Raw genomic sequence first — 11,705 nt, forward strand, 5'->3', positions numbered from 1 at the left:
ATGGCAAAGGGGAATCAGAAAAAGGTCCGCGGCAAGCCGCTGAGGCACAGTCTGCTGGAGCACTACCAGCCGATTGACGGCGTCGTCGACGAGATGGTCGATGCTTCGGGCCATCCGCGTCCGGCCTGGGCGCCCTTCATCGAGGCGCTGGAGGAGCTGGGTCCCGAAAAGCTGGGCCAGCGCTTTGCCCGCGCCGACCAGTATCTGCGCGACGCCGGCGTTTATTATCGCGTCTACGACAAGGCCGGCGCCAACGAGCGCGAATGGCCACTGGCGCATATCCCGCTGCTGATCGAAGACAAGGAATGGGCCGGGATCAGCGCCGGTCTCGTCCAGCGCGCCGAGCTTTTCGAGGAGATAGTCGCTGATATCTATGGCCCGAACCGGCTGATCGAGAAGGGAATCCTGCCGGCAGGCCTGATTGCGGCGAGCCCCGAATTTTTGCGCCCCGTCGTCGGCACCATGCCGGCCAGCGGTCATTTCCTGCATTTTTGCGCCTTCGAGCTCGGTCGTGGGCCGGATGGAAGCTGGTGGGTGCTGGGCGACCGCACGCAGGCGCCGTCGGGCGCCGGCTTTGCGCTGGAAAACCGCGTCGCCACGACGCGGGCTTTGTCCGACGTCTATGGCGAGATGCATGTGCATCGCCTGGCCGGTTTCTTCCGCCGCTTTCGCGATGCGCTGATCGGCATGGCGAAGGAGAATGACGGCCGCGTCGCCATTCTGACGCCGGGGCCGCTCAACGAGACTTATTACGAGCACGCCTATATCGCCCGCTATCTCGGCATCATGCTGCTCGAGGGCGAGGATCTGACCGTCTCCGGCGGCAAGCTGATGGTGCGCACGGTTTCCGGGCTGATGCCGATCAGCGTGCTGTGGCGGCGGCTCGATGCCGCCTTTGCCGATCCGCTGGAACTGAGGTCGGACTCGCATATCGGCACGCCGGGGCTGGTCGAGGCGATCCGCCGCGGCACCGTGTCTACGGTCAATGCGCTGGGGTCGGGCTTGATGGAAACCCGGGCGCTGCTCGCCTTCCTGCCGAAGATTTCGCGCGCATTGCGCGGCGAAGAGCTTCTGTTGCCAAGCGTGGCCACCTGGTGGTGCGGGCAAGCAACCGAACGGGCGCATGTGCTTGCCAATATCGATCGCATGGTGATCGGTCCGGCGCTGTCGACGCGGCTGGCCTTCGAGGATGACGGCCAGACCAGGCTCGGTTCGGCACTGACGCCGGAGGAACGCATCGCGCTGATCGCGCGCATCGAGAGCGATGGCAGCGGTTTCGTCGGCCAGGAAGCGGTGACGCTGTCGACGACGCCGGTCTATGTCGGCGGCTGGCTGGAACCGCGACCGGCAAGCCTGCGCGTTTATCTGGCGCGCACGCCCGATGGCTGGACGGTAATGCCGGGCGGTTTCGCCCGTGTCGGCCTTTCGCTCGACCCGACGGCCATCGCCATGCAGCGCGGCGGCCAGGCGGCCGACGTCTGGGTGGTCAGCGACCGGTCGGTCGAGCGCGAGACGCTGCTGCCGCAGGAGCATGACAGCTTTGTCCGCACCATGCCGGGCAGCCTGCCCAGCCGCGCGGCGGAAAACCTGACCTGGCTCGGCCGCTATATCGAGCGCTCGGAGGATACGGTTCGCATCCTGCGCGCCTATCATGTGCGGCTGGCCGAGACGTCCGATCCTGACATGCTGCTGCTCGCCGATATCAGGGACTATCTCGAACCCTTCGGCGTCGATCTCGAAGCGGCCATTCCGCCCGGATTGATCGGCACGCTGGACAGCGCCGTCTACAGCGCCGGACAGATCCGCGACCGCTTTTCGCCCGATGGCTGGCTGGCGCTGAAGGACCTGTCGAAGACCATTCATCAGTTCGCCACCACGGTGGCGCCGGGTGACGACGCGACACGGGCGATGACGGTCATGCTGCGCAAGCTCGCCGGTTTCTCTGGCCTGTTGCACGAGAATATGTACCGTTTCACCGGCTGGCGTTTCCTCGAGATCGGCCGGCGGATCGAGCGCGGCATCCAGATCGCCCGTACGCTAGCCCGACTGACAAGGTCCGGTGCGCCGGACGGCTCGCTCGACATGATGCTGGAGATCGGCGACAGCGTCATGACCCACCGCCGGCAATATCCGGTGCGGGCCGGACGGCGCACGGTGATCGACCTCTTGGCGCTCGACCCACTCAACCCGCGCTCGATCCTGTTCCAGCTCGAACGGCTGAAGGCGGAGATCGGCCTGTTGCCATCGGTTGGGCCGGAGGGGCATATGTCGGTCGCGGCCAAGGAAATCCTGCAGCTCAACACGGCAATTGCCGTCATGGAGCCATCGGAGATGTCGGCGGAGGTGCTGGACGATCTCGCAACTGAGATCGGCAACCTCTATAGCAGCCTGGCTAAAGCGTATTTTGGTTAACATGCTGTACGATATCAGGCTTCATCTCAGCTACGATTATGACGCCGCGGCCGGCGGCAGCCGGCATCAGGTGCGTGTATTGCCGCCGACCATTGCCGGCGTGCAGCGCGTGATCGCGGCCTCGCTTTCGTTTGTGCCGACCCCATCGGAGCGCACGGATTTTGCCGATTTCTTCGGCAACAATGTCACCGCGATCGCCTTTCGCGACGTCCATGACGGGCTCGACATCAGAATGAGCGCGCGCGTGTCGGTGTCACGGCCGGAGCCTGGGCTCGACGTGTCGCCCGATCTGCAGCGCCTGCAGGAAGAACTCGGCGCCGTACGGTCACTGGCGCCGGATGCACCGCATCACTTTCTCGCCGCCAGCGATCATGCCGGCATCGATGCGGCGATCACCGCCTATGCCCGCGACAGCGCCGGCGGCTCGACGGTCGGCATGGCCATCGATCTGTGCAACCGCATCCACCGCGATTTCACCTATGACGGGGAAGCGACCACGGTGCGTACCGGGGCCAGCGATGCCTTCGGTTTGAAGCGGGGCGTGTGCCAGGACTTCTCCCACATCATGATCGCCGGCCTGCGCGGGCTAGGTATTCCTGCGGGTTATGTCAGCGGCTTCCTGCGCACCATTCCCCCGAAAGGGAAGCCGCGGCTCGAAGGCGCCGATGCCATGCATGCCTGGGTCAAGGTGTGGTGTGGGCGCGATGCCGGCTGGCAGGAATTCGACCCGACCAATGGCATGCGGGCCAGCAACGACCACATCACCGTTGGCTATGGCCGCGACTATTCCGACGTGGCTCCGATCGTCGGCGTGCTGAAAACCACCGGCGGCCAGGTCGGCGACCAGGCCGTCGACGTCATCCCGGTCGCGCTCGAGAAGGCCTGACAGCCTCGAAGCACAGCTTCTCAACAACGGCGATGCCCGTTATGCTCGGTTGAAACTTCGGGGAGGATCGGTCGGCAGGCATGCTGATGCGGAGTTCGGTATTGACGGCAATCAGTGTCATCATCCCGGCGCACAATGCGGCGGCAACCATAGCGGCCACGCTGGCCTCGCTTCGTTCCGAAGCCGAGGTTATCGGCGAGGTGCTGCTGGTCGACGATTCCTCCTCGGACGGGACGGCAGAAGCCGCGCTGAATGCCGCCACGCAATTCTCGTTGCCGTTGCGCGTGCTCATGAGCAACTGCCGGGACGCGGGCGGCTCCCGCAATGTGGCGCTGGCGCAGGCGCAATGCTCCTGGATCTACCTGATCGACGCCGACGACTTGCATCTGGAGGGCGGGCTGCGGTCGATGCTGGTCCGGGCGGGGGCGCAGCCGGCCGCCGACATGGTGATCGGCGCCTACCGTCGGCGCACCGATGGCGAGAACCGGAACCTCAAGCTTCCAGCCGGCTACATAGAAGATGGTATAGCCAATGCCTCGGCCTATCTGGAAGGTCACATTCGCTCGATCGCCGTGGGCAGTGCGCTGGTTTCCCGGCGCGTCGTCGGCGACACGCGCTTCCCGACCGGGCTTGCCTATGACGAGGACACGCTGTTCTGGTCCAGGCTGATGGGCAGGGCGTCGCTTGCCCTGATCGTGCATCCCGTCATGATCTACCACGTTTCGGCAGTGCGTTCCGATGATCGCTTCATCACCAGGCCGGTGCGCCGCTTTCTCGACTGGCGGCTGGCGCTGCGCGAGCTGACTGACTGTGGCATCCCACTGTCGTCGCTAAAAACCAGGGAGGGGCTGGTCGCCCTCAAGATCGCCAGGGTTCACTATGCGCGCGGCGATCTGGAGACGGCGGCGCGGTTCCTGAGGATCGCGGCGGCGGCGCCGAAGGTGCGGTCGAACACCTGGCGTTGCAGGCGCTACCAGCTGAAGCTGGCGCTGCGGCGCTGGTTTTCCTCTCCGCGCGTCCAGTTGCAACGTGCCTGAATCAGCCCCGCCGCAGCTTGCCGTCATTGTCATCGGCTATCGCGCGCCGGCTCAAATCGTCGAGGCGGTGACATCCCTGCTTGATCAGAATGCGCCGCTCGAGATCATGGTGGTCAACTCGGGCGGAGGCGAGGTCCTGGCGCTGCTGACCGGCGCCGGGGTCAAGGTGCCAGTGATCGAGGTCGGTCGAAGGCTGTTTGTCGGCGCAGCCCGCAATCTCGGCATTGCGGCCACCAAAGCGCCTTTCGTTGCCTTTCTTGCCGATGATTGCCTCGCCTGTTCGGGCTGGGCCGAGGCACGGATGCAGCGGCATCTGGCTGGCGACCGCGCCGTGGCGAGCGCGATGGTGAATAGCCATCCGCGCAATCTGATCGCCTGTGCGGCTCATCTGATCATGTTCATGCGACGGCTTCCCGGTCTGCCGTCGGATCGTGCGCTGCGTTACGGCGTGTCGTTCGATCGGCGGCTGTTCGATGAATATGGCTTGTTCGATGAAACCATGCCTGCTGCCGAAGACACCGAATTCCTGGGGCGGCTGCCGCAGGAACTGCAGCCGGTCTGGGAGCCTAAGGTGCAAACCGTTCATCGCAACGAAACCCGGCTGTCCAGATTGCTTGCCGATCAGTACAGGCGCGGCTGTCGCCGCGGCGATTACCTCGCAGCGTCCGCCCTGAACACTCCGTTTCGGTGTTTTCGCGACACGTTTCGCGATCGGCGGAATGCCCGCAAGCTGGCGAAGATCGGGCTTTCCGATCGGGATCGAACTTTCGCGATGATGTCGATGCCAATTGTCTGGCTTGCCCTGCTGGTCAAATCCGTGGGTGTCTATATTGGCGTGCGAAATCGCGTGAAAGCGGCAACAAGAAAATGATAACGAGCCAAATCAAGCCTCGACGCTGGCGACGGAGCCGACTGTTCTGGACGCGCCAGAGAACGGTCGCAGTTTTCAGCTATCGTTATGACGCGCATCTGGTTGCCGATCTGATCACCAATATCGATCCGGTCGTTGACGGCTGGATTGCCTATGACGATCGCGGGGCGACCGGCGTGTTCAGCAGCGAGCCGCAGCGGCGGCGGATCTTGCTCGACGCAGCGCATGAAGCTGCCGCCGACTGGATCCTGGCTATTGATCCCGATGAGCGGCTGGAACGCGGTACCGCGGAGCGGATCGGACAGCTGACGGGGGATTACAGGCGCATGGCCTGGGGGTTCCGGCTCCGCGAATTGTATTCGCCGACCGAGTACCGGGTCGACGGGCTGTGGGCCGAAAAGTTCCAGTATCGTCTGTTCAGAGCCTACGATCCGGCGAAGTACCGACCAGAGGACCTGCACGGGCTCTGGTATCCTCCCGATCTTGGTTTCAAGGCCCGCAACAGCGGGCTCAACCTCTATCATTTAAAGATGATGGAGCCGAAGCGGCGGATCGCCCGCCGCAATCTCTACCACCACCTTGATCCAAAGGGGCTCCTGCAGGATGTGGGCTATGACTACCTTGCCGATGAGGCAGGGGCCGTGTTCGAACAGATTCCGCCCGGGCGCGACTACCATCCGCCTCACGTCGACGATGGCGGCCTCTGGATGGCCGTGCCGGCTGGTGCCACCATTGGTGGACCCGACCACATTCCATAGCAACGGGGTGGAACCAGCAGTCGGCTTAGCGCTTATCTACGAGAAAAATTTCGTGGAGCGGGCATGCTTGACAAATCTGGGACGCCATCCGGCCGGTCGGCTGCCGGACGGGGGGACGATGGAGCGCCGAAGAACGGCGCGCAGACCGCTGCCGAACAGGCCTCGCTCACCTATATCAGCGACAGCGAGCCGGGGATCCGGCGCCTGAAGGCGGGCGAAGGCTTTTCCTACAAGGGCGCGAAAGGACAGGCCGTCGGCGCGGCAGCCATTGCCCGCATCAAGGCGCTGGCCATTCCGCCGGCATGGACGGATGTGTGGATCTCGCCCGATCCCGCCGGCCACATCCAGGCGACCGGCCGCGATCAGCGCGGGCGCAAACAGTACCGCTACCATCCGCTGTGGGCCGCCGAGCGCGACGGCGCCAAATACTCCAGCCTTGTCGCCTTTGCCGAAAGCCTGCCGGAGCTGCGCCGCCGGATCGATGCCGATCTGCGCCGCCGTGGCCTGCCGGCCGAGCGCGTCGTGGCGGCAATTGTCTGGCTGCTCGACAACACGATGATCCGGGTCGGCAATGCCGCCTATGCCCGCGACAACAAGAGCTTTGGGCTGACGACGCTACGCGACCGCCACGTCGACATCAAGGGATCGAGCCTGCGCTTTGCCTTCAAGGGCAAGTCCGGCAAGGAATGGAAATTGAAGCTGGTCGACCGCCGCATCGCCCGGGTCGTGCGCGGCGCGCAGGATATTCCGGGGCAGCAACTGTTCCAATATCTCGACGAGGATGGCGAGAGGCATGGAGTGCGCTCCGACGATGTCAACCGCTATATCCGCGACGCGATCGGCGCCAATTTCAGCTCCAAGCATTTCCGCACCTGGGGCGGCACCATCCATGCCGCGTCGCTGTTTGCGCGGACGGAGCTTCCCGAAAGCCAGGCGCAGACCAAGCGTGTGATGAACGCGGTCATCGACAAGGTGGCCGAGCGGCTCGGCAACACACGCGCCGTCTGCCGCAAATGCTACATCCATCCACAGGTTTTCGAAGCCTGGGTGGAAGGGCGGCTGCTTAGCGAAATGACCGAGGCCAACAAGCGCAAGCGAGCGATCGACGGTCTCGATGATGAAGAGGCTCTTGTGCTGAGATGGTTGAAGGCAAGCGAAGGCTGACAAAAATGGCGTAACTTTTTTGTCGACGCCATGTCGGCACAGGCCCTACTGTTTCGTCCTTTGAGACAGAAAAGGACGTCCCATGCTCTACGCTATCCTCTGCTATGCCTCCGAAGATGTCGTCTCCTCCTGGAGCAAGGCACAGGATGACGAGGTCATGGCAAAGCTCATGCATGTGCAGGAAAAATATGCTCAAGCCGGCCGGCTTGGGCCGGTGGCGCGGCTTTTGCCCACCACCGCCGCGACGACGCTGCGCAAGGTCAAGGGCGAATCGGTCGTCATCGACGGCCCGTTTGCCGAGACCAAGGAACAGTTCCTCGGCTTCTACACGCTGGAATGCGCCGATCTCGACGAAGCCGTCGACTTCGCGCGCGAGCTTTCCGAGGTTAATCCCAGCGGCGGATCCTATGAGATCCGACCGGTTTCCGTCTTCAACCCAACCAGAGTAGCCACATGACAGACCTCGCCTGGATAAGCTCGGCGATCAGCGCTGCCCGCCCGCAGGCTATGGGTGCGCTGCTGCGCTATTTCCGCAATCTCGATACGGCGGAGGAAGCTTTCCAGGACGCGTGCCTGAGGGCACTCAAGAACTGGCCGCAGAACGGGCCGCCGCGCGATCCTGCGGCCTGGCTGATCTTTGTCGGCCGCAACACCGGCATCGACGCGGTGCGCAAGCGCGCCAAGCAGGCGCCGATGCCGGAAGAGGACCAGATCTCGGACCTGGAAGATGCCGAGAGCGATATCGCCGAACGGCTGGACGGCGCGCACTACCGCGATGACATATTGCGGCTCTTGTTCATCTGCTGCCATCCGGATCTGCCGCCTACGCAGCAGATCGCGGTGGCGCTGCGCATCGTCTCCGGTCTCACCGTCAAGCAGATCGCGCGTGCGTTCCTGGTCGGCGAAAGCGCCATGGAACAGCGCATCACGCGCGCCAAGGCGCGCATTGCAGATGCCGGCGTGCCGTTCGAGACACCCGGCGCGGTCGAGCGCTCGGAGCGGCTCGCCGCCGTCGCCGCCATGGTCTATCTGATCTTCAACGAAGGTTATTCCACCAACAGCGGCGAGGCGCCGGCGCGTGCGCCGCTTTGCGAGGAAGCGATCCGGCTGGCTCGCCTGTTGCTGCGGCTGTTCCAGACCGAGCCGGAGATCATGGGCCTGACGGCATTGCTTTTGCTGCAGCATGCGCGCGCGCCGGCCCGCTTCGACGAGAATGGCGAGATCGTGCTGCTCGACGACCAGGACCGCTCGCTGTGGAGCCGCAAGATGATCGACGAAGGCCTGGCGCTGGTCGACAAGGCCCTGCGCCACCAGAAGCCCGGACCCTACCAGGTGCAGGCGGCGATCGCCGCCCTTCATGCGCGGGCGGCAACCCCCGAGGAGACCGACTGGACAGAGATCGACCTGCTCTACAGCCTGCTGGAGGCGATGCAACCTTCGCCGGTGGTGACGCTGAACCGTGCCGTTGCGGTCGCCAAGGTGCGCGGGCCGGAAGCTGCCCTTGCCATGATCGAGCCGCTTGGCGAGAGGCTGTCCGGCTATTTCCACTTCTTCGGCCTCAAGGGCGGTCTGTTGATGCAGCTCGGCCGTGGCGAAGAGGCGCGTGTCGCCTTCGATCGCGCCATTGCGTTGGCCAACACGGCAGCGGAAGCCGCCCATATCCGCATGCATATCGACCGGCTGATGCGGGACGGAGCCGTGAAGGCGCCGGCGAAGACAGCGCACTAAGCCTGTTCCTCCTCTGGCTCAATCGTGCAATCCCGGCTTGGACCATGCCGGGGTGGCGATTTTCCCCTGAAACGAGTAATGGCACGCCATGACAGCGCCTGCGGCATGCGGGCGATAATGGCGCCAAGGCTCGACCGCCGCCCTATGATGGCGAGCGGATCTGAAAGGGATAAAAATGACGATAGCGAAGGAAACGGCCGAACTTCTGGCGAAACTGGGTGTGGCCAAGGACGCGCTGACCGGCGGCGACCTCGTCGTGCGCAGCCCGGTGACGGGTGAACAGATCGCGGCGCTGAAGACGATTTCGCCGGCCGATGCGGCCAAGACCATCGATGCCGCGCACACGGCGTTCCAGGCCTGGCGGATGGTGCCGGGTCCCCGACGCGGCGAACTGGTGCGGCTGCTCGGCGAGGAGTTGCGCGCGCACAAAACCGAGCTTGGCCGGCTGGTGTCGATCGAGGTCGGCAAGATCCCGTCGGAAGGCCTCGGCGAAGTTCAGGAAATGATCGACATCTGCGATTTCGCCGTCGGCCTTTCCCGCCAGCTCTACGGTCTAACCATCGCCACCGAGCGTCCGGGACATCGCATGATGGAGACCTGGCATCCGCTCGGCGTCGTCGGCGTCATTTCGGCCTTCAACTTCCCGGTCGCGGTGTGGTCGTGGAACGCGGCGCTCGCGCTGGTCTGCGGCGACGCCGTGGTGTGGAAGCCCTCGGAAAAGACGCCGCTGACGGCGCTCGCCTGCGAGGCGATTTTTGCCGGCGCGGTCAAGCGCTTCGGCGCAGATGCGCCGCATGGCCTGGCACCGGTGCTGATTGGCGACCGCTCCGTCGGCGAGATCCTGGTCGACCACCCGAAGGTGGCGCTGGTTTCGGCCACCGGCTCGACCCGCATGGGCCGGGATGTCGGCCCGCGGCTGGCCAAGCGCTTTGCCCGCGCCGTGCTCGAGCTCGGCGGCAACAATGCCGGCATCGTCTGCCCGACCGCCGATCTCGACATGGCGCTGCGCGCCATCGCCTTTGGCGCCATGGGCACCGCGGGCCAGCGCTGCACGACGCTGCGGCGCCTGTTCGTGCATGACAGCGTCTATGACACGCTGCTGCCGCGGCTGAAGAAGGCCTATGAGAGCGTCTCGGTCGGCAACCCGCTGGAGACGTCTTCGCTCGTCGGGCCGCTGATCGACAAGGCGGCGTTTGACGCCATGCAAAAGGCGCTCAAGGAAGCCACCGCTCACGGCGGCAAGCTGACCGGCGGTTCGCGGGTCGAGAATGGCCATCCCGATGCCTATTACGTGCATCCGGCGCTAGTCGAAATGCCGAAGCAGGTGGCTCCCGTTACCGAAGAAACCTTCGCGCCGATCCTCTATGTAATGAAGTACTCCGATTTCGATGCCGTGCTCGACGAGCACAATGCGGTCGGCGCCGGACTGTCGTCGTCGATCTTCACCCGCGACCTGCAGGAATCCGAGCGCTTCCTCGGCGTCGATGGTTCGGATTGCGGCATCGCCAACGTCAACATCGGCACGTCGGGCGCCGAGATCGGCGGCGCGTTCGGCGGCGAGAAGGAAACCGGCGGCGGCCGCGAGAGCGGCTCCGATGCCTGGAAGGCCTATATGCGCCGCGCCACCAACACGGTGAACTATTCCAAGGCGCTGCCGCTGGCGCAGGGCGTGTCATTCGACATCGATTGAGATGCTGCGCCCGGCTTTTGACCAGTTGATCCACCCGAACCCGTCGGGCGGATCGCTGCCGCTCGCGCGGATCGTTCCGCTTTCAGGCTTCGCCCCCGCTGTCCAGATGTCCGTATCCCGACGGCGGAAAGGCCACCTCGGCCATGCGCCCGGACGGGTCCTCGCGGTCGACACGATCGGCTGCGCAACAGCGTCTGCGCCGAACGTTCAGCCAGCGTGCGGCGACGCCGGTCGGCAGGCTTCGAACGCGGCATCGATGACGGCAAGTTTGGCGGCCTGCACGGTCATGTATTCCTGGTAGAAGCTGTTCGAGACCCACATTACGGAATGCCCGCGCCGGCCCAGCCAGCCGACGCTGCCGAGCTTTTCGGCGTCGCGCAATTTGCGCGCAAGATGGGTGCGCGAGAGTTTTAGCCAACTGGCGAATTCGCCGATCGAAACCACGCTGGTCGGGATCCGGTCGAGGCCGGCATTGTCGGGATCGATGCCAGACATCAGCCAATCCATGACGATGCCGCCATTGTTGAGCCAGATGAACAGCGAAAACGTCTGCTTGGGCTCACGCACAGGGTTGGAGGAGAGCAGGCCTTCCGCCACCAGCGGCTGCAGCCTGGCAATCATGCCGTGCTGCTCGAGAAAGGCGGCGAGGCGGTCGCCGCCGTCGAGACCGTCGAGCGTGCGCAGATGCGCAACCACCCAGCCATCGAATTCCTTCAGCGTCGCTGCCGTCACCTGAAAGGGATGGGCTCGTCCATCACCGGTGTGCGGCAGGTATTCGATGATGTGATAGTACAGCATCTCCTTGATGAAGGCTTCGGCCGTGTTGCGGCTGGCGACGGAATAGTGAAGCACGGCATCGATGAAGCGGGCCAGTGTCAGTTCCATGCGGGGATCGCGCGGGTCGCGGGCGAAATGCAGGGCTAGGCCGGTGTGAGCCAGCAACCAGCGCTGTTGCGTGGCGAACACGGCGGCCAGGCGTGGGCTCGTTTCATAGATATGCAGCAGCGCCTTCGACTGCGCCTCGACATGACGGTGCAGCGCCGGATGGCCGGCAATATATTCGAAATTCAGCGCCATCCTCCTCGTCCTCCGGCCAGCCCCCCGGCAGCGAAGACGTGCAATCACATTTCCAGCCTTAGCTGCCCGTGTCCAGCCATGC

10 protein-coding genes are annotated in these 11,705 nt (G+C 64.4%); 9 read left to right on the plus strand and 1 reads right to left on the minus strand.

Features of this window, described 5'->3' with window-relative positions; all coding sequences use genetic code 11:
• The 9 genes from NKJ76_RS01025 (at nucleotide 1) to amaB (ending at nucleotide 10,546) form a co-directional block, all read left to right on the plus strand.
• The gene (locus tag NKJ76_RS01025) at nucleotides 1-2,412 is read left to right on the plus strand and encodes a circularly permuted type 2 ATP-grasp protein (protein WP_023725137.1); all 2,412 of its coding nucleotides are present in this window, start codon (nucleotides 1-3) and stop codon (nucleotides 2,410-2,412) included.
• Nucleotide 2,413: 1 nt separating this feature from the next.
• Nucleotides 2,414-3,298 carry a transglutaminase family protein gene (locus NKJ76_RS01030; RefSeq protein WP_023725136.1) on the plus strand — a complete coding sequence of 295 codons (885 nt, stop codon included), beginning with the start codon at nucleotides 2,414-2,416 and terminating at the stop codon, nucleotides 3,296-3,298.
• Nucleotides 3,299-3,399: 101 nt separating this feature from the next.
• Nucleotides 3,400-4,335: a glycosyltransferase family 2 protein gene (locus tag NKJ76_RS01035; RefSeq protein ID WP_023725135.1), complete on the plus strand. Its 936-nt coding sequence runs from the start codon at nucleotides 3,400-3,402 to the stop codon at nucleotides 4,333-4,335.
• Nucleotides 4,328-5,206, plus strand: coding sequence for a glycosyltransferase family 2 protein (locus NKJ76_RS01040; RefSeq protein WP_023741010.1), 879 nt, complete (start codon nucleotides 4,328-4,330; stop codon nucleotides 5,204-5,206). The genes NKJ76_RS01035 and NKJ76_RS01040 overlap by 8 nt, the downstream gene beginning before the upstream one ends.
• The gene (locus tag NKJ76_RS01045; protein WP_023686315.1) at nucleotides 5,203-5,964 is read left to right on the plus strand and encodes a hypothetical protein; all 762 of its coding nucleotides are present in this window, start codon (nucleotides 5,203-5,205) and stop codon (nucleotides 5,962-5,964) included. The genes NKJ76_RS01040 and NKJ76_RS01045 overlap by 4 nt, the downstream gene beginning before the upstream one ends.
• Before the next feature lie 63 nt (nucleotides 5,965-6,027).
• A complete protein-coding gene (locus NKJ76_RS01050; RefSeq protein ID WP_023713995.1) occupies nucleotides 6,028-7,128 on the plus strand; it encodes a DNA topoisomerase IB in 1,101 nt (366 codons plus the stop codon).
• An 82-nt stretch (nucleotides 7,129-7,210) separates the two neighbouring features.
• Nucleotides 7,211-7,585, plus strand: a complete 375-nt coding sequence (locus NKJ76_RS01055) for a YciI family protein (protein WP_023671781.1) — start codon at nucleotides 7,211-7,213, stop codon at nucleotides 7,583-7,585.
• Entirely contained in the window at nucleotides 7,582-8,856 is a 1,275-nt protein-coding gene (locus NKJ76_RS01060) for an RNA polymerase sigma factor (protein WP_023707663.1), read from the plus strand. Before NKJ76_RS01055 ends, NKJ76_RS01060 begins: the two co-directional genes overlap by 4 nt.
• A 175-nt stretch (nucleotides 8,857-9,031) precedes the next feature.
• Complete coding sequence (gene amaB, locus NKJ76_RS01065; protein ID WP_023691701.1) at nucleotides 9,032-10,546, plus strand: L-piperidine-6-carboxylate dehydrogenase; 1,515 nt, start codon at nucleotides 9,032-9,034, stop codon at nucleotides 10,544-10,546.
• Between the two features lie 207 nt (nucleotides 10,547-10,753).
• Here amaB and NKJ76_RS01070 read toward each other — a convergent pair whose 3' ends face one another.
• On the minus strand, nucleotides 10,754-11,623 hold the full coding sequence (locus NKJ76_RS01070; protein ID WP_352536588.1) for a hypothetical protein: 870 nt from the start codon (nucleotides 11,621-11,623) through the stop codon (nucleotides 10,754-10,756).
• Nucleotides 11,624-11,705 lie beyond the last annotated feature (82 nt).

Source organism: Mesorhizobium sp. M0029, from assembly GCF_040323735.1.
GTDB lineage: Bacteria > Pseudomonadota > Alphaproteobacteria > Rhizobiales > Rhizobiaceae > Mesorhizobium.

Excerpts from the sequence above, each read along its gene's own strand:
- NKJ76_RS01025 (WP_023725137.1), top strand. The coding sequence starts at position 1 with ATGGCAAAGGGGAATCAGAAAAAGGTCCGCGGCAAGCCGCTGAGGCAC.
- NKJ76_RS01030 (WP_023725136.1), top strand. The coding sequence starts at position 2,414 with ATGCTGTACGATATCAGGCTTCATCTCAGCTACGATTATGACGCCGCG.
- NKJ76_RS01045 (WP_023686315.1), top strand. The coding sequence starts at position 5,203 with ATGATAACGAGCCAAATCAAGCCTCGACGCTGGCGACGGAGCCGACTG.
- NKJ76_RS01050 (WP_023713995.1), top strand. The coding sequence starts at position 6,028 with ATGCTTGACAAATCTGGGACGCCATCCGGCCGGTCGGCTGCCGGACGG.
- NKJ76_RS01055 (WP_023671781.1), top strand. The coding sequence starts at position 7,211 with ATGCTCTACGCTATCCTCTGCTATGCCTCCGAAGATGTCGTCTCCTCC.
- NKJ76_RS01060 (WP_023707663.1), top strand. The coding sequence starts at position 7,582 with ATGACAGACCTCGCCTGGATAAGCTCGGCGATCAGCGCTGCCCGCCCG.
- amaB (WP_023691701.1), top strand. The coding sequence starts at position 9,032 with ATGACGATAGCGAAGGAAACGGCCGAACTTCTGGCGAAACTGGGTGTG.
- NKJ76_RS01070 (WP_352536588.1), bottom strand. The coding sequence starts at position 11,623 with ATGGCGCTGAATTTCGAATATATTGCCGGCCATCCGGCGCTGCACCGT.